Source organism: Rhodoferax sp. U11-2br (assembly GCF_018619435.1).
Classification (GTDB): domain Bacteria; phylum Pseudomonadota; class Gammaproteobacteria; order Burkholderiales; family Burkholderiaceae_C; genus Rhodoferax.
The window spans coordinates 20,581-42,075 of record NZ_JAHFZF010000001.1 but is presented as its reverse complement, the minus strand read 5'-3'; the positions used below and the strand labels follow the sequence as shown (position 1 = coordinate 42,075).

Annotated in this window: 17 protein-coding genes; 9 read left to right on the top strand and 8 right to left on the bottom strand. The window is 61.5% G+C overall.

Annotation, left to right across the window (positions count from 1 at the left end; genetic code table 11):
• The first annotated feature begins 38 nt into the window (after window positions 1–38).
• Window positions 39–1,229, top strand: a complete 1,191-nt coding sequence (nhaA, locus tag KKO72_RS00170) for a Na+/H+ antiporter NhaA (protein ID WP_214934123.1) — start codon at window positions 39–41, stop codon at window positions 1,227–1,229.
• A gap of 20 nt (window positions 1,230–1,249) precedes the next feature.
• On the opposite strand, the gene KKO72_RS00165 is transcribed toward nhaA, so the two are convergent.
• Complete coding sequence (locus KKO72_RS00165) at window positions 1,250–1,852, bottom strand: TIGR00645 family protein (protein WP_214934120.1); 603 nt, start codon at window positions 1,850–1,852, stop codon at window positions 1,250–1,252.
• Between the two features lie 131 nt (window positions 1,853–1,983).
• Here KKO72_RS00165 and acs point away from each other — a divergent pair, with 131 nt between their 5' ends.
• Complete coding sequence (acs, locus tag KKO72_RS00160; RefSeq protein ID WP_214934117.1) at window positions 1,984–3,978, top strand: acetate--CoA ligase; 1,995 nt, start codon at window positions 1,984–1,986, stop codon at window positions 3,976–3,978.
• A 514-nt stretch (window positions 3,979–4,492) separates the two neighbouring features.
• Here the strand turns inward: acs and KKO72_RS00155 are convergent.
• From KKO72_RS00155 to KKO72_RS00135, 5 genes are all read right to left on the bottom strand, one after another.
• Entirely contained in the window at window positions 4,493–4,909 is a 417-nt protein-coding gene (locus KKO72_RS00155) for an RNA-binding S4 domain-containing protein (protein ID WP_214934114.1), read from the bottom strand.
• Window positions 4,910–4,932: 23 nt separating this feature from the next.
• A complete protein-coding gene (locus tag KKO72_RS00150; protein WP_214934672.1) occupies window positions 4,933–5,487 on the bottom strand; it encodes a glutathione peroxidase in 555 nt (184 codons plus the stop codon).
• A gap of 103 nt (window positions 5,488–5,590) precedes the next feature.
• A complete protein-coding gene (locus KKO72_RS00145; protein ID WP_251140353.1) occupies window positions 5,591–7,045 on the bottom strand; it encodes a sensor histidine kinase in 1,455 nt (484 codons plus the stop codon).
• On the bottom strand, window positions 7,042–7,722 hold the full coding sequence (locus tag KKO72_RS00140; protein WP_214934111.1) for a response regulator transcription factor: 681 nt from the start codon (window positions 7,720–7,722) through the stop codon (window positions 7,042–7,044). Before KKO72_RS00140 ends, KKO72_RS00145 begins: the two co-directional genes overlap by 4 nt.
• A gap of 15 nt (window positions 7,723–7,737) precedes the next feature.
• Window positions 7,738–8,979: a class I SAM-dependent methyltransferase gene (locus KKO72_RS00135; RefSeq protein WP_214934108.1), complete on the bottom strand. Its 1,242-nt coding sequence runs from the start codon at window positions 8,977–8,979 to the stop codon at window positions 7,738–7,740.
• A 158-nt stretch (window positions 8,980–9,137) separates the two neighbouring features.
• On the opposite strand from KKO72_RS00135, the gene KKO72_RS00130 reads away from it, so the two are divergent.
• From KKO72_RS00130 to KKO72_RS00120, 3 genes are read left to right on the top strand one after another with little or no spacing between them, the layout of a single operon-like run.
• Window positions 9,138–10,097 (top strand): tripartite tricarboxylate transporter substrate binding protein, encoded by a 960-nt coding sequence (locus KKO72_RS00130; RefSeq protein ID WP_214934105.1) that lies wholly within the window; start codon window positions 9,138–9,140, stop codon window positions 10,095–10,097.
• 16 nt (window positions 10,098–10,113) lie between these two features.
• Window positions 10,114–10,632: a tripartite tricarboxylate transporter TctB family protein gene (locus KKO72_RS00125; protein ID WP_214934102.1), complete on the top strand. Its 519-nt coding sequence runs from the start codon at window positions 10,114–10,116 to the stop codon at window positions 10,630–10,632.
• Window positions 10,632–12,128 (top strand): tripartite tricarboxylate transporter permease, encoded by a 1,497-nt coding sequence (locus KKO72_RS00120; protein ID WP_214934099.1) that lies wholly within the window; start codon window positions 10,632–10,634, stop codon window positions 12,126–12,128. The genes KKO72_RS00125 and KKO72_RS00120 overlap by 1 nt, the downstream gene beginning before the upstream one ends.
• Before the next feature lie 95 nt (window positions 12,129–12,223).
• Here KKO72_RS00120 and KKO72_RS00115 read toward each other — a convergent pair whose 3' ends face one another.
• Together KKO72_RS00115 and KKO72_RS00110 are read right to left on the bottom strand one after the other, a co-directional pair.
• A complete protein-coding gene (locus KKO72_RS00115; RefSeq protein ID WP_214934096.1) occupies window positions 12,224–13,537 on the bottom strand; it encodes an MFS transporter in 1,314 nt (437 codons plus the stop codon).
• 282 nt (window positions 13,538–13,819) lie between these two features.
• Window positions 13,820–15,385 carry a methyl-accepting chemotaxis protein gene (locus KKO72_RS00110; RefSeq protein ID WP_371736786.1) on the bottom strand — a complete coding sequence of 522 codons (1,566 nt, stop codon included), beginning with the start codon at window positions 15,383–15,385 and terminating at the stop codon, window positions 13,820–13,822.
• 367 nt (window positions 15,386–15,752) lie between these two features.
• Here KKO72_RS00110 and pap point away from each other — a divergent pair, with 367 nt between their 5' ends.
• The 4 genes from pap (at window position 15,753) to KKO72_RS00090 (ending at window position 21,443) form a co-directional block, all read left to right on the top strand.
• The gene (gene pap / locus KKO72_RS00105; RefSeq protein WP_214934093.1) at window positions 15,753–17,342 is read left to right on the top strand and encodes a polyphosphate:AMP phosphotransferase; all 1,590 of its coding nucleotides are present in this window, start codon (window positions 15,753–15,755) and stop codon (window positions 17,340–17,342) included.
• A gap of 18 nt (window positions 17,343–17,360) precedes the next feature.
• On the top strand, window positions 17,361–18,446 hold the full coding sequence (locus KKO72_RS00100) for a response regulator (protein ID WP_214934090.1): 1,086 nt from the start codon (window positions 17,361–17,363) through the stop codon (window positions 18,444–18,446).
• Window positions 18,443–19,090, top strand: coding sequence for a response regulator transcription factor (locus KKO72_RS00095; RefSeq protein WP_214934088.1), 648 nt, complete (start codon window positions 18,443–18,445; stop codon window positions 19,088–19,090). Before KKO72_RS00100 ends, KKO72_RS00095 begins: the two co-directional genes overlap by 4 nt.
• 259 nt (window positions 19,091–19,349) lie before the next feature.
• Window positions 19,350–21,443 carry a putative bifunctional diguanylate cyclase/phosphodiesterase gene (locus tag KKO72_RS00090; protein ID WP_371736785.1) on the top strand — a complete coding sequence of 698 codons (2,094 nt, stop codon included), beginning with the start codon at window positions 19,350–19,352 and terminating at the stop codon, window positions 21,441–21,443.
• Window positions 21,444–21,495 lie beyond the last annotated feature (52 nt).

Here is a 21,495-nt window from a genome sequence, read left to right as displayed (position 1 = left end):
GCCCCTTCAGAACACACGGGTTCACCCGTCGCCAGCCCATGATCAAAAACATCGTTCGAAGTGTCAACCAGTTTGTCAACGGGCAGACCATCGGTGGTGTGTTGCTGGCCTTGGCCGCGCTGGTTGCGCTGATCATCAGCAACTCACCGCTGGCGCCGTATTACATTTCTTTTCTGAATACACCCAGTGCCGTGCATCTGGCGGGTGACTGGCTGGTGCTGACCAAACCCACGCTGGTCTGGATCAACGATTTGTGGATGGCGGTGTTCTTTTTTCTGGTCGGTCTGGAAATCAAGCGGGAACTGCTCGAAGGTGAGCTGGCTTCGCGTGCACAGGCTTTGTTACCCGCCGGTGCGGCGCTGGGTGGCATGCTGGTGCCCGCGCTGATTTACGCTGCTTTTAACGCCGGTGACCCGGTGGGCCTGCGTGGCTGGGGCATTCCGATGGCAACCGACATCGCGTTTGCGCTGGGTATCTTGCTGTTGCTGGGCAGCCGGGTGCCTGCGTCACTGAAGATTTTTTTGACGGCGGTGGCGATCATCGATGACCTCGGTGCGATCCTGGTGATTGCCTTCTTTTACACAGCCAACCTGTCCTTGACCATGTTGCTGGCCGCTGCTGCTGGCATTGTGGTCCTGCTGGCACTCAACCGCTGGCGGGTGATGGCGATTGGCCCTTATGTGATGGTGGGGCTGGTGATCTGGGTGTTTGTGCTCAAGTCAGGTGTCCACGCCACCTTGGCCGGGGTGATCACCGCACTGGCCGTGCCTTTGTCGGATGGGCGTGGTGGTTCACCCTTGAAGACTGCTGAACACGCCTTGCACCCCTGGGTGAGCTATCTGGTTCTGCCGGTGTTTGCGTTTGCCAATGCCGGTGTGTCGCTGGTCGGCGTGACGCTGTCCACCTTGACGCAGGCCGTGCCTTTGGGCATCGCGGCTGGCCTGGTGCTGGGTAAAGCCGTGGGGGTGTTTGGTGCCTCCTGGCTGCTGATGCGTTTTGGCGGCGCCAAGTTGCCCGATCAGAGCACGTGGCAACAGTTTTTTGGTGTGTGTGTGTTGTGTGGGGTGGGCTTCACCATGAGCCTGTTCATCGGCTCGCTGGCGTTTGACGGCGCCGATGCTGCGTTTGGTGTGCAGGTCAAGATGGGGGTTTTGCTGGGCTCGCTGCTCAGTGCCACGCTGGCGGTGGCGCTGTTGTTGGCCCAGTCGCGGCGACCCGCCACCCACTGAGCCGAGCTGGTTCAACTGGCTCAGTGGCCTTCCGGGCTGGGGTGCTGCATCAGCCGGTCGGTGTAGGCGATGGCCATGGCAGAGAGCAAGAAGGTGATGTGAATCACCGTCTGGGCAATCAACACCTTGTCGCTGTAGTTGGCGGCATTGATGAAGGTCTTGAGCAGATGGATTGAGCTGATGCCGATGATGGCGGTGGCCAGCTTGACCTTGAGCACCGAGGCGTTGACATGGTCCAGCCACTCGGGTTGGTCGCGGTGGCCTTCGAGGTCCATGCGTGACACAAAGGTCTCGTAGCCCCCCACAATCACCATGATCAGCAGGTTGGAGATCATCACCACATCGATAAGCGCCAGCAGCACCAGCATGATCACGGTCTCATTCAGGTGGGTGACCTGTGCGTCACTGCGGTAGCCAATGCTTTCCACCAAAGCCGCCAGTGCGGTCTGGCTGCCAAACACCGCCTCCAGCAGATGCACCAGCTCCACCCAGAAGTGGTAGACGTACACACATTGCGCCAGAATCAAGCCCAGATACAGCGGCAATTGCAGCCAGCGGCTGGCAAAAATCAGGCGGGGGATCGGGCGAAGAACCGGGCTTTTTTCGGGGGTGGGTGTGGACATAGAGGGTGAACCAGGGTGGAAATGTGCGGAGTTTATCGTGGCCCCTCTTTCCCTCTGGCTAGTCAGTGGCTTGTAAGTGCGCACCTTGACATTACGGTGCGACCGCCATTTAACAAAGAGGAGACAGATCTGTGAGCACACCTTCCGCTATTGAGTCCGTGCTGGTTGAAAACCGCGTGTTCGAACCCAGCGAGGCGACTGTCAAAGCCGCACGCATTTCCGGCATGGATGCCTACAACGCCTTGTGCGCTGAAGCAGCCAATGACTTTGAAGGTTTCTGGGCGCGCCTGGCACGTGAAAACGTGGTCTGGAACAAACCGTTCACCAAAGTCCTCGACGAGTCCAACGCCCCGTTCTACACCTGGTTTGAAGACGGCGAACTCAACGCCTCGTACAACTGCCTCGACAAACACATGGGCACGCCCAATGAGAACAAGGTGGCGGTCATTTTTGAATCCGACGGTGGCGAAGTCACCAAGACCACCTACAAGGAACTGTTGGCCAAGGTCAGCCAGTTTGCCAACGCCCTGACCGCCCGTGGCATCCAGAAGGGTGACCGCGTTCTGATCTATATGCCCATGACGTTGGAGGGTGTGATTGCCATGCAGGCCTGCGCCCGCATCGGCGCCACCCACAGCGTGGTGTTTGGCGGCTTCTCGGCCAAGGCTTTGCAAGAGCGCATCATCGACGCCGGTGCAGTGGCGGTGGTTACCGCTAACTTCCAGATGCGCGGTGGCAAGGAGTTGCCGCTCAAATCCATCGTCGACGAAGGCCTGGGTCTGGGCGGTTGTGAATCGATCAAGACCGTGCTGGTATTTGAGCGCACCCCAACCCAATGCAACATGGTCGCCGGGCGCGACATCACCTTCACCGAAGCGCTGGCCGGCCAAAGCACCACCTGTGCGCCGGTGATGGTGGGCGCCGAGCACCCGCTGTTCATCTTGTTCACCTCCGGCTCCACCGGCAAACCCAAGGGTGTGCAGCATGCCACTGGCGGTTTTGTGCTGTGGTCCAAGCTGACCATGGACTGGACCTTTGACCTGCGAGGGGACGACGTGTTCTGGTGCACGGCTGACATCGGCTGGATCACCGGCCACGCCTATGTCGGTTACGGCCCGCTGGCTGCGGGTGCCACCCAGATCATTTTTGAAGGCGTGCCAACCTACCCGAACGCCGGGCGTTTCTGGCAGATGATTGAGCGCCACAAATGCAGCATTTTCTACACCGCCCCCACCGCGATCCGCTCGCTGATCAAGTCGGCCGAAAGTGACCCCAAGGTGCACCCGGACCGCTCTGACCTGTCGAGCCTGCGCATCCTGGGTTCGGTCGGTGAACCGATCAACCCGGAAGCCTGGATGTGGTACTACAAGAACATCGGCAAAGAAAAATGCCCGATCGTCGACACCTTCTGGCAGACCGAAACCGGTGGCCACATGATCACGCCGCTGCCTGGCGCGACGCCGCTGGTGCCTGGGAGCTGCACCTTGCCGCTGCCCGGCATCATGGCTGCCATTGTCGATGAAGCCGGTCACGACGTGCCCAACGGCTCGGGCGGCATGCTGGTCATCAAACGCCCCTGGCCGTCGATGATCCGCACCATCTGGAACGACCCGGCGCGCTTCAAGTCGAGTTATTTCCCGGCAGAAATGGGTGGCACTTATTACCTGGCCGGTGACGGCGCGGTGCGCAGCGCCGACCGTGGCTACTTCCGCATCACTGGCCGGATTGACGATGTGCTCAACGTCTCCGGCCACCGCATGGGCACGATGGAGATCGAATCCGCCCTGGTCGCCAAGACCGACCTGGTGGCCGAAGCCGCCGTGGTGGGCCGCCCGGACGACCTGACCGGTGAAGCCATCTGCGCCTTTGTGGTGCTCAAGCGTGGTGTGCCCTCGGGTGACGAGGCCAAACAGATTGCCAAGGAACTGCGCGACTGGGTGGCCAAGGAAATCGGCCCGATTGCCAAACCCAAGGACATCCGTTTTGGCGAAAACCTGCCCAAGACCCGTTCCGGCAAGATCATGCGTCGCCTGCTGCGCTCCCTGGCCAAGGGCGAAACCATCACTCAGGACACCTCGACCCTGGAAAACCCGGCGATCCTGAGCCAGCTGGGGCAGACCTACTGATCAAAACCATAGCTACTGGCCCTTGTTAAATAAGGGATAGAGGCAGTTTTTATCTAAAATACTGGTGCATAGCCAGTCACAAAGAAGAACCCGCATCGGTTGATCTATGCGGGTTTTTGCTTTGTGTGCCTGACGGTCCTGTTGTTGTCTCGAGTAAGCCGGTGAAGAGACTGAAGACCGGGTCAGTTGCTTGGCGCGCTGACAGCAGTGGCGGGCCGTGTGGGCTCAGGCCGGGGGCCGATGTCGCAAAGCGCAGCGCGTCTGAGGCCCTCGGCCCCCGGCCTGAGCCCACACGGCCTGAAACAGTCGTTGAGCTTGTCGACGAGTTCGCAGTTGGCCGTTCCATGCTGGCCAACCAGAACGCTCGCAGCAGAGGCTGGGCTATGGGGGATCGCCGATGTCGCAAAGCGCAGCGCGTCTGAGGTGAGCGCCCATAGCCCAGCCTCTGCCACACAAGGCGCCAGACCGCAACGGTTTTTGCCCGTTGCACATCAGGCGATGCCAAATCGCTGCTTTACCGCTCCAGCGACGCACTCCAGCGGTCACCCCAGGCGTCGCCGCGCAATTTGTCGGCGTCGCGGCGGTCGCGTTTGGTGGGGCGGCCTTGGGTCAGGGTCAGCGCGGGTTCGGGTGCCAGGCGGCGTTGCTCCAAGGCTTGCTGGAGTTGTTGCACAGATTCGGCGGTTTCCTCGAACAGCAGGGCGGCCTGCGGCGCCGGGCCACGTTTGTCACTGACTGCCAGCACCGTCACTGTGCGGGTGATGGTGCCATTGCGCAGTTGCACGCTGTCACCCGCCTTGACCTCGCGCGCGGGTTTGGCTGTGGCGCCGTTGACCTGGACTCGGCCTTTGTCGATCTCGTCGCAGGCCAGGCTGCGGGTTTTGTAGAAGCGGGCGGCCCAGAGCCATTTGTCGATGCGCAATTTGTCCATGTGTCAGCTGCTGTTTTGTCGGCTCAGAGTGCGCGCTCGATGTCGGCAATCAGGCTGCGGCTGGTCGGGCCGGTCAGGCTGCTGTAGCTGTCCACCACCTTGCCGTTGCGGTCAATCAGGTACTTGTAGAAATTCCATTTGGGGGCGGTGCCGGTGGCTTGTGCCAGCTGGGCAAACAAGGGGTTGCGGCCTGCGCCAGACACCACGGATTTGGAAAACATCGGGAACTTGACGCCGTAGGTGTTGAAGCAGAAGTCGGCAATCTGTTTGTTGGAGTCGGGCTCCTGCTGGCCAAAGTCGTTGGACGGGAAGCCCAGCACCACCAATCCTTTGGCCTGGTACTTGGCGTAAAGCGCCTCCAGTCCTTCGTACTGGCCGGTGAAGCCGCAGTAACTTGCGGTGTTGACCACCAGCACCACCTTGCCCGCGTATTGGCACAGGTTCTGCGGCGCTTCGTCCTGCAGCCGGTTGAAGCTGTGGTTCAGGATGGCCGGACAAGCGGCAGGACTGGCCCCGGAAGCGGCGGAGGTGGCCGGGCTGGTTTGTGCCATGGCGCCCGTGCCGGTGAGCAGGCCCATACACAGCGTGGTGCCAGCCAGCAGGCTAGGGATGATCGATGGGCGCCAGAAAAAACCGGGTGTCTTGGTGTTTGGCAACATGGTTGAACTCCTTGGTGGTTTTTCAGTTTACTCGTTGGGTCGCGACTGTGCTTGCTGCCAGCGGCAGCCGGGCGATGGTGTCGAGTCCGTCGCGCTGGCCCTGGATTTCGCGGTTGACCAGCTCGATGTGGCCACCCAGGGTGCGGGTGATTTCCAGGCAGATCGCCAGCCCCAGGCCCGAGCCGCTGCTGGCCTGGCCGGCTGAAAACGGCTGGAACAGGCGCTTGCGCAGTTCGTCCGAAATGCCCGGCCCGCTGTCGGCAATGACCAGGGTGGCCCAGCGACGGTCGCGTGTCAGGCGCAGGTGCAGGCGGCCGCCGCGCGGGCTGTAGCGGATGGCGTTGTGCAACAGGTTGCGCGTGAGTTCACGCAGCATCCAGTCATGGGTCTGTATGCTGGCGTGGGTGGTTTGGATGTCAAAGTCCAGCTCCTGTTCGGCAATCAGCGGGGACAGGTCCAGTGCCACCTCGCGCAGCACCAGTGCCCAGTCCAGGCTTTGGGCGGGGTCCGGGTGTTCCTGCGCCAGCTGGGCCACCTTGGCCAGCGACAACATCTGGTTGGCCAGCAGGGTGGCGCGTTGTACCGTGTGGCTGATCTCCTGCAAAGCCTGCTGGTGCTCCACATCACCGCGCAAGGCCGACTGCACCTGTACCTTGAGCACCGCCAGCGGGGTGCGCAGCTGGTGGGCGGTGTCGCGCACAAAACGTTTCTGGTTGTCCAGCAGGTCCTTGAGGCGGCTCATGGTGGTGTTGGTGGCGTCCATCAGCGGCAGCAGTTCGGTGGGTGCGTCGGCCATCTGCAAGGGGGTCAGGTCGTCCACCCGGCGCTGGCGCAACTGCTCACTGAGCTGGCGCACCGGTTTGGTGGCGCGTTGCACCACCACAAACACCACCAGCGCAATCACCGACACCAGCGCCAGCTGGCGCAGCAAGGTGTTGATCAGGATCTGGCGCGCCAGTGTGCGGCGCAGCTCCAGGGTTTCGGCCACCTGCACCACCGCCATGACGCGGGCGTTTTGCACCGCCACCGGTTGCAGCAGCACCGCCACCCGGACCGGGTCGCCACGGTAGACATCGTTGTAAAAATCGACCAGCGCCGCATAGGGGCCGTGTTGCGGCAGACTGCCGTGCCAGGCGCGCAGGTCGGCAAAACCGTCGATCAGCTCCCCCCGGGTGTTGGAGATGCGGTACATCATGCGGCTGCGGTTGTCGGCTTCGAACACCTCCAGTGCCGCGTAGGGCACCGCCGCGCTGAGCTGGGCCTCCTCGGCCTCGCCGTTGGCGCTGATGCGTTCCCCAATCGACTTGGCCGAGGCCAGCAGGGTGCGGTCGTAGGCGGTGTTGACAGCCTCCAGCGCCTGGCTGTAGAGCACCACGGTGTCGAGCACAATGAACAGCACCACTGGCAACAAAATGCCCAGCATCAGGTAGCTGCGCAGCGACAGCTTGCGGGGTGTCTCCATTGCCTGGGTGCTCATGCTGGCAGTTTCAACAGGTAACCCAAGCCACGCAGGGTGGTCAGTGTGGCGCCAGTGCTTTGCAATTTTTTGCGCAGTCGGTAGGCCACCACCTCGATCGCTTCAAACTGCACCTCGGTCTGGCCCGGAAACACAACCTCAAACAGCCGCTCTTTGGACACCGCCTGGCCGGGGCGCGCCAGCAAGGTTTTTAAAAAACTCAACTCACGTGGTGCCAGCTCCAGCACTTGGCCTGCATGGTAGATTGCACCGCTCTCTTTGTCATAGCTTAGTGCGCTTTTTCCATAAGGGCTAGAGGCCGTTTTTTCATAATTTTCTGAACGCCTGCGGTGCAGGGCACGCAAGCGCGCTTCGAGCTCGTCGAGGTCAAAGGGTTTGGGCAGGTAGTCGTCGGCACCGGCGTTCAGGCCGGCAATGCGGTCGCCCACGGTGCCACGTGCGGTGAGGATCAGCACCGGGGTGGCCAGGCCCTCGTCACGCGCCTGGCCCAGGATGTGCAGGCCGTCGCGCACCGGCAGGCTCAGGTCCAGCATCACCACATCGGGCTGGCTGCTGCGCCAGTGGCCCAGTGCGGCACGCCCATCGTGGCAGACCTCGACCTGCCAGCCCAGGCGCGTCAGGCTGCGTGTGAGTGCGGTGTGCAGGGCCTCGTCGTCTTCGATCAGCAGCAGTTTCACAGTCGGACGGGGCTTTCAGAGTGTGCTGGCGGTTACCACCGCCAGCCGCCAGAGTGAGGTGACCTCCTGGGCACGGGCCTGGTGCAAAGGGTCGCTGGCATCGCTGGCTTTGGGGTGCAGCGGTTTGGCGTCGATGCGGCTGATGACACGCAGGCTGTGCTGTTCAAACAGCGCCAGCAGCGCCTCGCGGGAACGCAGGCCCAGGTGTTCGGCCAGGTTGGACAGAATCAGCCAGCCTTCCCCCTTGGGTTCCAAGTGGGCTGACAAACCGGCCAGAAAACCGCTGAGCATGTGACCGCCTTCGTCGTACACCGCGCGCTCCAGCGGTGAACCTGGCCGGGCCGGCAGCCAGGGTGGGTTGCACACCACCAGCGAGGCGCGACCTGGGGGAAACAGATCGGCCTGGAGCACGCTGACCTGCTCCTGCAGACCAAGCTGTGCCACATTGGCGCGGGCACAGGTCAGGGCCCGCTCGTCCATGTCAGTGCCAACGATGTGCTGCACGCCACGGCGAGCCAGCACCGCTGCCAGCACACCGGTGCCGGTGCCGATGTCAAAGGCCGTCAGGCTGTCCTGGCCTTTGGCAGGTTTGGGCAGGTGGGCTGTGGCCACCAGCTGGATGTACTCACCCCGCACCGGTGAGAACACGCCGTAATGAGGGTGGATGCGGTTGTTGGGCGCAGCACCGAGTGAGCTGATCTCCACCCCCACCCGTTGCCACTCGAAGGCGCTGGTGATGCCCAGCAGCTCACGCAGCGAGGCCACCGAGTGGCCGGACGTGGTGTCGCTGTTGGCCTGTGCCTCGCCCCAGGCTTCGGTGCAGGCGGCTTTGACATCGGGTGCGCGCCGCAATGCAATGCTGTAGTCGGCATTGAACTCGATGAGCACCATGCCCAAGGTGCGGGCCCGCTGCGACTGGGCCAGCCGCTGCTGGTGAAAGGCCTCGGCAGCACCGATAGGGGCTTGCACCTTGGTGCGTTTGCGTTTGGGCACCTGGTCGGCTCGGCGTGCCATGGCCTGTAACAGTTGACGCGCGTTCTGGAAGTCACCCCGCCAGAGCAACGCAGTGCCTGCACAGGCCAGGCGGTAAGCGGTGTCGGCGGTCAAGGTGTCGTCCGCCAGCACCACTTGGCGGGGTGCTGCGGCACCCCGCTCCGAGCGCCAGCGCGCACTGCAGGCCCGGCCAGATTCTTGCCAATGGATGTCAGTGTTGGCGCTGACGGGAAGGGGTCGCTCGGTGATGACGGGGTTGGACATGGGTATGGACTCTGGAAGTGAATGGCAGGGTTGTAACAGATGAGCGCAGCGGACCCGTTGGCCAACTTGGCTCGGTATTTTCCCTAGTGCATCTGGACAGGTGTTTGACAGGCTGTCCACGCATCATCAGGCCCTGTCTCAACCCCTAGGAGAATCTGATGCGTCGCGATACTTTCCTCAAGTCTTTGGCGGTTCTCGCCGCCAGCAGCGGGCTGCCCCTGTCGGCTCTGGCTGCCACCAATATCAAGATGATGCTGCCTGCCAACCCAGGTGGTGGTTGGGACACCACCGGCCGTGCTTTGGGCAAAGCCCTGATGGACGCCAAGGTGGCCGACACCGTGGTGTACGAAAACAAGGGGGGTGCCGCCGGCGCCCTGGGCCTGGCCCAGTTTGTCAATGCCAGCAAGGGTGACCCCAACGCGCTGATGGTGATGGGTGCGGTGATGTTGGGTGGCATCATCACCGGCAAACCGCCGGTGTCAATCACCGCCGCGACCCCGATTGCCCGTCTGACCAGCGAATACAACGTGTTTGTGCTGCCCGCCAACTCGCCTTTCAAGACGATGGCCGAGGTGGTTGAGCAGCTCAAGAAAGACCCGGCCAGCGTCAAGTGGGGTGGTGGTTCGCGTGGTGCCACCGAACACATTGCTGCGGCCATGATTGCGCGCGCGGTGGGGGTTGACCCGGCCAAGATCAATTACGTGGCCTTCCGGGGCGGCGGTGAAGCCACTGCGGCCATCTTGGGCGGCAATGTGACGATTGGTGGCAGCGGTTACAGCGAGTTTGCCCCCTACATCGAGACGGGCAAGATGCGCGCCATCGGGGTGACATCGGGCGCCCGCCTGAAAGGGATCAATGTACCCACCTTGAAAGAGCAAGGTGTGGATGTCGAGATCGGCAACTGGCGTGGGGTGTATGGTGCCCCGGGCATCACCCCGGCACAACGCAAGGCGCTGACCGAGATGGTGGTCAAGGCCACCCAATCCAAGGCCTGGGCCGAAGCGCTCGAGAAAAACGCCTGGACTCCGGCGGTGTTGGCTGGTGAGGCCTTTGAGAAATTTGTCGACGATGACTTTGCGTCCCTGCGGGCGACCATGGTCAAGTCCGGCATGATCTGACAGCACGGGAGACAGCATGCGTCAACACGCCCCGGCGAAACATTCGCCACGTTTGCAATTGCTGGTGGGTCTGGGCGTGCTGCTGTTGGCACTGGGCCTGGGCCTGGGTGCCTACAGCATTCCGGCACAGGCTGGCTATGCCGGTGTTGGTCCCAATTTTTTGCCGTGGGTGGTGACGCTGGCCCTGGTGTTATGTGGTCTGCGGCTGGTTTACAAGGCTGGCCGGGGTGGTTTTCAGCACATGGATGAGCACTCGGGGGACCACCCTGACTGGGTCGGTTTTGTCTGGCTGTCGGCCGGGTTGCTGCTCAATGCGGCGCTGATCACCAGTATCGGTTTTATTTTGAGTTGTGCTCTGTGTTTTGTGCTGGCAGCGCGTGGCATGCGCCTGGCGCAGGGCGAGCCGGTGCCCTGGCGGGTGTCGTTGTCCGTGGACGTGCTGGTTGGCCTGCTGATTGCGGCACCGGTCTATTGGGCGTTTACCAAATTTCTGGGCATCAACCTGCCTGGTCTGACCCAAACAGGGTGGTTGTGATGGATGTCTGGAATCTGTTGTTGCAGGGGTTTGCCACGGCGGGCACGCCGGTGAACCTGTTGTGGGCCTTTGTCGGCTGTGCGCTGGGTACGGCGGTGGGGGTGTTGCCCGGCATCGGGCCGGCCACCGCCGTGGCCATGCTGCTGCCGATCACCACCCAGGTGGAGGCCACCGCCTCCATGATCTTCTTTGCCGGTATTTATTACGGTGCCATGTATGGCGGCTCGACCACCTCGATCCTGCTCAACACACCGGGTGAAACCGCCACCATGGTGACCGCCATGGAAGGCAACAAAATGGCCAAGAGTGGCCGCGCCGGTGCCGCCTTGGCCACGGCCGCGATTGGCTCTTTTGTCGCCGGATCGATTGCCACGGTGCTGGTGACCCTGTTTGCGCCGGTGGTGGCCGAATTTGCGGTCAAGCTCGGGCCGCCCGAGTACTTCATGCTGATGGTGCTGGCTTTCACCACGGTGAGTGCGGTGCTGGGCAAGAGCACGGTGCGTGGCCTCACTGCGCTGTTCATTGGGCTGGCGCTGGGGCTGGTCGGCATGGACCAGATCACCGGCCAGGTGCGTTATGCCGCCGGTGTGCCTGAGCTGCTGGATGGGGTCGAGATTGTGTTGGTGGCCGTTGGGTTGTTTGCGGTGGCTGAGGCCATGCACGCGGTGATGTTTGAGGGCCGGGTGATTGACACCGAAAACCGCCTGACCCGTGTCAGCATGACGCTCAGTGACTGGAAACGCTCGCTGCCAGCCTGGTTGCGTGGCACCGCCATTGGTGCACCGTTTGGTTGTATCCCGGCCGGTGGTACCGAGATTCCGACGTTTTTGAGCTACGCCGCTGAGAAAAAACTGGCCAAGGGTGCCCACAAAGAGGAGTTCGGTACACGCGGTGCGATTGAAGGGGTGGCCGGGCCGGAGGCGGCCAACAATGCCACGGTGACAGCGGCGATGATCCCGCTGCTGACCTTGGGCATCCCCACCTCCAACACCACGGCGATTTTGCTCGGTGCCTTTCAGAACTATGGCATCCAGCCCGGCCCGCAGCTGTTTACCAGTTCGGCCACGCTGGTGTGGGCGCTGATTGCCTCACTCTACATCGGCAATGTGATGCTGCTGGTGCTGAACCTGCCGCTGGTGGGCTTGTGGGTGAAGCTGCTCAAGGTGCCCAAGCCGCAGCTGTATGCAGGCATCATGATCTTTGCCACCGTGGGTGTCTACGGCATGCGCCAGAGTGCCTTTGACCTGTACTTGCTCTACGCTATTGGCATTCTGGGGCTGATCATGCGCCGGTTCGACTTTCCCACCGCGCCGGTGCTGGTGGGCATGATCCTGGGGCCGCTGGCAGAAGCGCAGATGCGCAACGCGATCTCCATCGGCGAGGGCAGTGCGATGATCTTTTTGCAGCGCCCGATGTCGCTGTCGATCCTGCTGGTGGTGTTGCTGATTCTGATCGTGCCACGTGTTCTCAAGTGGCGTACCGAGCGCCTGCGCTGACACCCCAAAGCAGCCAACAAAAAAACGGCCCTCTTGAGGGCCGTTTTTATTGAAGGTCACAGGGAGGTCAGAGTTGGCCCACCAAGGCGACTGGGTTACTTTTTCTGGTAGCCGCGGCTGGACATCGGCACCAGGCCAAGCACAAAACCCAGCGCGGCCAAAGCGGCCACGTAGTGCGCTGGCGCCAGCGTGTCTTTTTGCAGCCACAGCGTGATGATGATCGGTGTGAGACCACCGAAGATCGCGTACGACATGTTGTAGGCAAAAGAGAGCCCGGAGAACCGCACCGCTGCCGGGAAGGCGCGTACACCCACAATCGGCACCAGCGCGATCGAACCCACAAACAGGCCCACCAGACCGTAGCTCCAGATCAGCGAGCTGGGTGTGCCGGGCAAGCCGGTGTAGAACAGGTAGGACGTGAGCACCAGGCCACCAAAACCGATCAACATGACCGGCCGGGTGCCGATACGGTCACTGGCCCAGCCTGCCAGCACACAACCCAGGGTCAGCATCAGCGTTGCGACGGCATTGGCCTCCAGCGCCAGCGTGGGCGCGATGCCATGCACCTTTTGCAGGTAGGTCGGGGTGATCAGCACCACCACCACAATGGCAGCAGACAAGACCCAGGTCAGCAGGGCAACCAGCACACAGGCAGCGCGGTGTTCGCGCAGGATGGTCTTGAGCGGCAGCTCGCGCGCCACCGTGCGGCGTTTGGCGAGCTCCTGGAACACCGGTGTTTCGTGCAGGAAACGGCGCAGGTAGACCGAGATCAGGCCAAACACGCCGCCCAGGATGAAAGGAATGCGCCAGGCGAAATCACCCACCTCGGCCGGGCTGTAATGCCGGTTGATGGCCATTGCCACCAGCGAGCCCAGCAGGATGCCACCGGTGATGCCAGCGGTGAGGGCCCCCACGCCGAAGCCGTAACGCTTGGCTGGCACGTGTTCGGCCACAAACACCCAGGCGCCGGGCATTTCACCGCCGATGGCGGCACCTTGCAGCACCCGCATGGCCAGCAGCAGCAGTGGCGCTGCCACGCCAATGCTGGCGTAGGTGGGCAACAGGCCAATCACCAGCGTGGGCACGGCCATCATGAAAATGCTCAGTGTGAACATGCGCTTGCGGCCCAGGATGTCGCCAAAGTGCGCAATGATGATGCCGCCCAGCGGGCGCGACAGGTAGCCCGCAGCAAAGATGCCGAAGGTCTGCAACTGGCGCAGCCAGTCGGGCATGTCCACCGGGAAAAACAGTTTGCCAAGCACGGTGGCGAAAAACACATAAATGACGAAATCGTAAAACTCCAGTGTGCCGCCCAGGGCCGACAGGCCCAGGGTCTGGACGTCCTTGCGGGACAGGGATGGCGAGGTTTCGGCAGACGCGCCGACGGGAAGCGGAAGTGAGCTGGACATGTGGACTTTTTGGGCAGTAGGAGACCGCTGCGCGAACGCATGCGGGAGGACAGCGACAAAACGCACAGGCGCGTGTGGTGTACCTGTTTCCGGTCTGCGGCGGCCATTCAGCGCGCCCGGGATGTGGGACGGTCAGGCGCCAGCGCAGGTAGGCGCAGGCGCAAGGAACGGGTCAGTGGTGCACAGCCAGAACCAATGATTCTAAGGGTTTACCCGGTGTGGCTTGGCGGGCGCTTGGGGCCCTGTGAAGGCTTTGTAAGTAGCTACCTAATAGATAGCTACCTATCCATGTCCTATAAGGGCTTGGGTCGAATTTTTGTTCAATTTGAAGGCGCCAACAACCTGTTCCAAGTTTTCTGCCTGATCCTGCAGAGACTGGGCTGCTGCTGCGGCTTGCTCAACCAGGGCGGCGTTTTGCTGCGTGACCTGGTTCATCTGGGCAATCGAGCTGCTGACCATTTCCAGGCCTTCTGACTGGCTGGCGCTGGCACCCGCGATCTCGCCCATGATGTTGGTCACGTGGCGGATGCTCTCGACAATCTCGTTCATGGTGCTGCCTGCATGTTGCACCAGGGTGCTGCCAGCGTCCACCTTGTTGACTGAGTCACCGATCAGCGCCTTGATTTCATGCGCTGCATCGGCCGAGCGTTTGGCCAGGCTACGCACTTCGGCCGCCACCACCGCAAAACCACGCCCTTGTTCGCCGGCTCGGGCGGCTTCCACCGCCGCATTGAGCGCCAGGATGTTGGTCTGGAAGGCGATGCCGTCGATGACCGAGATGATGTCGACAATGCGTTTGGACGAGCTGTTGATCGAGGCCATGGTGTCAATTACCCCGGCTACCACGCTGCCACCCTTGACCGCCACTTCGGAGGCGGATTGCGCCAACTCATTGGCGCGGCGGGCGTTCTCGGCGTTCTGGTTGACGGCGGTGGTCAGGTCTCCCATCGAGGTGGTGGTTTTCTCCAGGGAGCTGGCCTGCTGTTCGGTGCGGTTGGACAGGTCCAGGTTGCCGCTGGCGATGTCGCTGGAGGCGCTGTAAATGGTGTCGGTGCCACGGCGCACTTCCTGCACGATCTTCACCAGGCTGTCGTTCATGTCCTTCAAAGCCTGTTCCAGCTGGCCCATTTCGTTGCTGGTCTCGACCTCGATCTTTTGTGTCAGGTCGCCCTGTGCAATGCCGCGCGCCACCTGCACACAGTACTCCAGCGGCTGGGTGACCACCTTGCGGATGAACGGGTAAATCAGCATCAGCACCGGGATGCAGGTGATCAGTGCCGCCAGGATGGACTTCAAGCGCTGGTCGGCCAGGCTGGCGTTGACCTTGTCCAGTGACACCTTCATGCTGACCACACCCAGCACCGTGCCCTCGGGCGCGGCATGGCAGGTGGTGCAGTCTTTGCCCAGGTAATTTTTGGAGGACAGTGCCGGGCGCACCGCACGCAGGTATTCTCCGGAGCTGTCGGATTGCACCTCAATCACCGCTTGACCGGTGGTCAGCGCCTGTTGCTCCAAAGCATCAGGCGTGGCGGATTCGGTGGCGGTGCCAGGGCCGTACAGCTTGGTCACGGCCTCGGCGCGCAAGACCCGCACATCACGGATGGCGCCGAGTTGTTTGATCTGGTCCAGAAATACATCGCGCTGTGCCACGGTGCCGGTGACCATCATGCCGGTCAGGCCGGCCATGGTGGCATCGTGCATGCTGGCTGAAAAGTCGGTGGCCTGATCCAGCGCCGCCTGACGGGTCACATGGCCCTGCCAGATGATGACGCCTGTCCAGACGATCAGCAAGGCTGCACCGATGGTGGTCAGAAGCTGAATCCATATTTTGTATTTGACTGTTTGCACAGTGTCTCCTGGGTACTTTTTATCCTTGGCAATATACCCCTGAATGCCCAAACATGGGGGGGTATTTGCAGGTCATATATTGATGTGAGTCAAGATTTTAGTTACGCGTCAATTGGTGTTGTCCCTGTCTGAAACCACTCTGCAACCACCTGCTGAGGCTGCTTGGCGTCTCCTGGCCCAACCTAGAATGGACCGCAGTGATCAAGCTAGACCGGGCGGCCGTTGGTCGAGTGCGTGCCGGGCAACGACCACTTGGCCGCCAGCTGTGCCCAAGGGCTTGGGTGGACCGGCCTGGTTTCTTTGACAGGTTTGGCCTGATGGCGCCAGCGCGCTGCAACGGGCCACACACCTTTTTTGAAAGTTTCACATGTTTGAATTTGCCGAAATCGGTCACCAGCTGTCAAAGTCTGATTACCGCGCTGCCGTGCCGGGTTTGCGTGCTGCCTTGCTGGACGCGCAGGTCAATCTGTTTGAGAAGCGCAAGACACCTGTCGTTGTGCTCATCAGCGGCCAGGATGGTGCGGGCAAGGGCGAAACCATCAATGTGCTCTACGAGTGGATGGACCCGCGATTCATTTCCACCCTCGCGTTCTCGGAACCCAGTGATGAGGAGCGTGAACGCCCGCCCATGTGGCGTTACTGGCGCAGCCTGCCACCCAAAGGGCGGATTGGCATCTTTGCCGGCTCCTGGTACTCGGATCCGATCCGGGAGCGCATCCAGGGTGAGATTTCTATCAAGGAGCTTGATGCGCGCGCTGAGCAGATCAACCGCTTTGAGGAAATGCTGGTCAACGAGGGCGCGCTGGTGCTCAAGTTCTGGTTCCACCTGACCAAAGAGGGGCAAAAAAAGCGGCTTAAAGCCTTGTCAAGTGATCCTCGTACTGCGTGGCGTGTCACCCAGTGGAACTGGGACCGCCTGAAAACCTATGACCAGCTGCAGGAGGTGGCGGGCCATCTGCTGCGTGTCACCAACACGGCAGCGGCGCCCTGGGTGGTGGTGGAGGGTACAGATGATCGGTATCGCTCCATGACGGTGGGCCAGGTGCTGCTGGCTGCCATCCAGAAAAAGCTGGTTGAGACCGAACCGCCCCGTGCCACGGTGGCGCCGATGGTCCGTATTGACCTGGATGGCCGCACTGTCCTGTCCGAGTTGGACCTCAGCCTGGCTCTGGCTGACAAGCCCTACAAAGACGAGTTGGCGCGCTGGCAGGGCAAGTTGTCGGAACTGCTGCGTGATGCGCGTTTCAAGAACCGTTCTCTGGTGTGTGCCTTTGAAGGGGCTGACGCTGCAGGCAAGGGCGGGGCGATCCGTCGTATTGCGGCGGCGATGGACGCGCGCCAGTACCAGGTGACACCGGTGGCGGCACCTAGCGACGAAGAAAAGGCACAGCCGCACCTGTGGCGCTTCTGGCGCAACCTGCCGCGCCAGGGCCAAGTGGCCATTTTTGACCGCACCTGGTATGGCCGGGTGCTGGTGGAGCGTGTCGAGGGGTTTTGCAGTGAGGCCGACTGGCTGCGTGCCTACGGTGAGATCAACGACTTTGAGCATGAGCTGATCGACGCCGGTGTGATCGTGGTGAAGTTCTGGTTGCAGATCAGCCAGGCGGAGCAGCTCAAGCGCTTCAAGGAGCGTGAAAAGGTCGCCTTCAAACGTTTCAAGATCACCCAGGAAGACTGGCGCAACCGCGAAAAATGGCACGATTACCAGCAAGCCATCTGTGACATGGTCGAGCGCACCAGCACAGGCGAATCGCCCTGGACGCTGGTCGAGGCCAATGACAAAAATTACGCCCGCATCAAAATTCTGCGCACCTTGTGCCAGCGCCTGGAAGCGGCGTTACAGCATCCTGCACATCCACAACGTGCCGCAGAGCAACAGTTTGTTCAAAAGTCAAACAAATCGGCCAAAATAGCCAAGTCTGTGTCCGACAAAAAGCCACCTGCGCGCAAAAACTAAGAATCACACCCCTCATCCATGAACGACCCGTCACCCAAAAAGCCGTCCAAGATCCTGATTGTGGAAGACGAGGCCATTGTGGCGCGTGACATCAGCCTGCAGGTACAGGCCATGGGGTATGCGGTGGTGGGCTCGACCGCGCTCGGTGAAGAGGCGATCACGCTGGCCGATAGGTGGCGCCCCGACCTGGTGTTGATGGACATTCAGCTGGCCGGAGAGATGGATGGCATCACCACAGCGCGCGCACTGCGCGAAGCCTTTGCCATTCCCGTGGTTTTTCTGACCGCCTACGCCGCCGACGATATTCTGGAGCGGGCCAAACTGACCGAGCCGTTTGGCTACATCCTCAAGCCGTTTTCCGAGCGTGAGCTCAGCACGGTGCTGGCCATGGCGCTGTACAAACACCAGGCTGAAACCCGGTTGCTGACCACCACCCGACAGCTGCAAGCCCTGTCACACCGGGTGCTGGAGGCCCAGGAGCAGGAGCGCCGGCGTGTGGCCATGGAGTTGCACGACGAGCTGGGCCAGTCACTCACCGCCATCAAGATCAACCTGCAGCTCGGTGAGCGCTTCAAGGACCAGGCCCCGCCCGATCTGTACCAGGAGAACATCCGTATTGTGGAAGACGCGCTGCAACAGGTGCGCTCGTTGGCGACCGGTCTGCGACCGTCGATGCTCGATGACCTGGGGCTGGCACCCGCTTTGAAATGGATGGCTGAGCAAAGTGCCAGCCGCAGCGGCTTTGAGGTCCAGTTTCACCATGAGCGCGCGTTGGAGCGCTTGGCGCCCGCGATCGAGACCGCCTGTTTTCGTATTGTTCAGGAGGCCTTGACCAACATCACCCGCCATGCGCAGGCCAGCAAGGTGCAGATCAACCTGTGCCACCAGGCAGGTGACATGTTGCTGACCGTGACCGACGACGGACTAGGCTTTGACACCGTGGCCATGCATGAACGGGCCACCAATGGCGCCAGTCTGGGGGTACTGGGTATGCAGGAGCGTGCAACTCTGGTGGGGGGGCAATTGGAGATCCGTTCCTGGCCCGGGCAGGGCAGTACGGTCGAGCTGCGTTGCCCCTGGCGCTGTCAGGAGGAGCGTTTGTGAGCGGCACCCGCGTCCTGTTGGCCGATGACCACGCCCTGGTGCGGGCGGGCCTGGGCAAGTTGCTCGAAACCATACCCGGCATCACCGTGGTGGGCGAGGCCGGAGATGGTCTGGCGCTGTTGGCGCTGGCTGAGGAACTCAAGCCCCATCTGGTGCTGATGGACATTGCCATGCCCGGCCTCAATGGTCTGGAAGCCACGGCGCGCCTGGTCAAGTCCATGCCTGACATCCGGGTGATGATTTTGTCGATGCACCAGAGTGAGGAATATGTGCGCCGCGCCTTGCGCCACGGTGCGGTGGCCTATCTGCTCAAAGACTCTGCGCCGATGGAGCTGGAGTTGGCTGTGACCGCTGTCTTGCGTGGCGAGACCTACCTGAGTCCGGCGGTCTCCAAAGGGGTGCTGGCTGACTATGTCCACCGCCTGCGCGAAGACGACCAGCCCAGTGAGCAGTTGTCGCCACGCCAGCGTGAGGTGCTGCAACTGATCGCCGAGGGCATGAGTACCAAGGAGATTGCGCGTCGGCTGGACCTGTCGATCAAGACGGTTGAGACCCACCGCACCGGCCTGATGCGCCAGCTCGACGTGCACGAGGTCACTGGTCTGGTGCGTTACGCGCTCAAGCTGGGCTTGCTCACCATCTGAAGGAAATAGGACTCTAGCCCTTATGTATAAAGGGCTTGTAGCTATGTTTTTTGGAATGATTGGCGAATCTGTAGCCACCCGGATGTTGGTTTGAGACCACTTGTTGGGGCAGATTCGTACGGGGGTGTCAGGTGTTTCACCGGGCAGACTCAGGTGTTTGCCGGATGCCACGGCTGGGGTCTTGCAGGTATCGTTGGGTATGCTCACATCGTCTGACTTTGCCCGACCGCCTGGCTTGTCCGCACGTCGGACAGGCCCAGTGCGCCTCCTGATTGTTGAAGACGAGGCCATCATCCGGCGTGATATTCGCCAGCAGCTGGAGATCTTGGGTTATCAGGTGGTGGGGGAGGCCTCTACCGGGCTGGAAAGCCTGCAACTGACCCAGCAGTTGCAGCCGGACCTGGTGTTGATGGACATCGGCCTGGGTGCCGGGATGGATGGCATCACCGCTGCCCAAACCATCCGTGCCAAGCATGCCCTGCCAGTGGTGTTTCTGAGTGCATTCGCTGCTGACGACATCCTGGAGAGGGCCATGTTGGCCGAGCCCTACGGCTACATCCTGAAGCCGTTTACCGAGCGCGAATTGCACACCGTGCTGCAAATGGCGCTCTACAAACACCAGATGGATCTGCGCGAAAAAGACATGGCGCTGCGTAACCGGGTCATTCTGGACAATCTGGCCAGCGGGGTGTTGACCGTCAGTTCACAGGGGGTGGTCGCGTCCTGCAACCGGGGGGCTTGCGAGATTTTTGGTTACACGATCGAAGAGATGGTGGGCCAGAACCTGGCCATGCTGATCCCCGAGAGTTGGCGTGACGGCCACAGCCGGTTCATGCAGCAGGATGCTTCGGAGCTGGTCAACCGGGTGATCTGCCATGAGCGCGAGGTTGAGGGCCTGCGCAAGGATGGCCGCACTTTCCCGCTGCAGGTCACGGTGTCGCGCATTTTGGTGGCAGCACAGCTGTCTTACATCGTGATCTTGTCGGATATCAGCATGCGCCGTGAGGCGGAACAGACCATCGAGAACCTGGTTTTTTTTGACGAACTCACAGGCCTGCCCAACCGCAGGTGCCTGCTGGACCGTCTGCAGCAGGCCATTGTCTCGTCCACCCGTTCCGGGCAACGTGGCGCCCTGATCCTGCTCGATCTGGACCATTTCCGGCGCATCAACGACACGCTGGGGCCGGCCTTTGGCGACGAACTGCTGCGCCAGACGGGTGGGCGGCTTTTGGCCTGTGTGCGCGAGGAAGATACCGTGGCGCACCTCGGGGGGGACGAGTTCATGGTCATGCTCGAAGCCTTGGGCGTGAGTGCCCAGCCCGCCGCCATCCATGCCGAGGCAGTGGCGCAAAAGATCCTGCACGCGCTGAACCAGCCCTATGAGTTGGCGGGGCGCCCTTACCTCAGCTCGGCCAGCCTGGGCATTGTGATGTTTGACAAAAATGCAGGTGGTTTTGATGGCCTGGTGAAGATGGCCGATGCCGCCATGTACCAGGCCAAATCGGCCGGACGCAAAACCGTGCGCTTTTTTGACCCGGACATGCAGGCCTTGGCGGTGGCGCGCATGGCGCTGGAAAAAGACATACAGCGTGGTCTGGACCAGCAGGAATTTGTGCTGCACTACCAGCTGCAGGTAGATGCACACGGCAGCCCTCGGGGTGTGGAGGCGCTGGTGCGCTGGCAACATCCGGTCTGTGGGTTGATGATGCCCGGTCAGTTCATTGAGGTGGCGGAGGACACCGGGCTGATCCTGCCGCTGGGCCATTGGGTGCTGGATGCGGCCTGCCAGCAACTCAGCCTGTGGGCCACGCAGCCGCACACTGCCAACTGGACGATGGCGGTGAATGTCAGTGCCCTGCAGTTTGCGCAGGATGATTTTGTTCACACCGTGGCGCAGGCGGTGGCACGCAACGGCATCAATGCCTGCCAGCTCAAGCTGGAACTCACAGAGAGCATGCTGATTGACGACCTGCCAGAGGTGATCGACAAAATGCGCCGCATCCAGAACTTGGGAGTGAGCTTCTCCTTGGACGATTTCGGCACCGGTTACTCCTCACTCACCCACTTGAAACGCCTGCCGATGAACCAGCTCAAGATCGACCAGTCGTTTGTGCGTGATCTGCTGGCCGATCCGGACGACGCGGTGATCTGTCAGACCATCGTGGCGTTGGGCCACAATCTGGGCATGCAGGTGATCGCCGAGGGGGTGGAGACACAGGGGCAGCGTGATTTCCTGGCAGGGATCGGCTGTGACGCGTTCCAGGGATATCTGTTTGGTCGGCCGCTGCCGCCCGAGGCACTGCTGTCTTTTGACAATCCTATGAGAGATGAGCATCCAGCCCTTTTGGAATAAGGGCTGATAGCTATTTTTTAATGAGTGATCTGAGGTATCTCCTGCTGGGCTT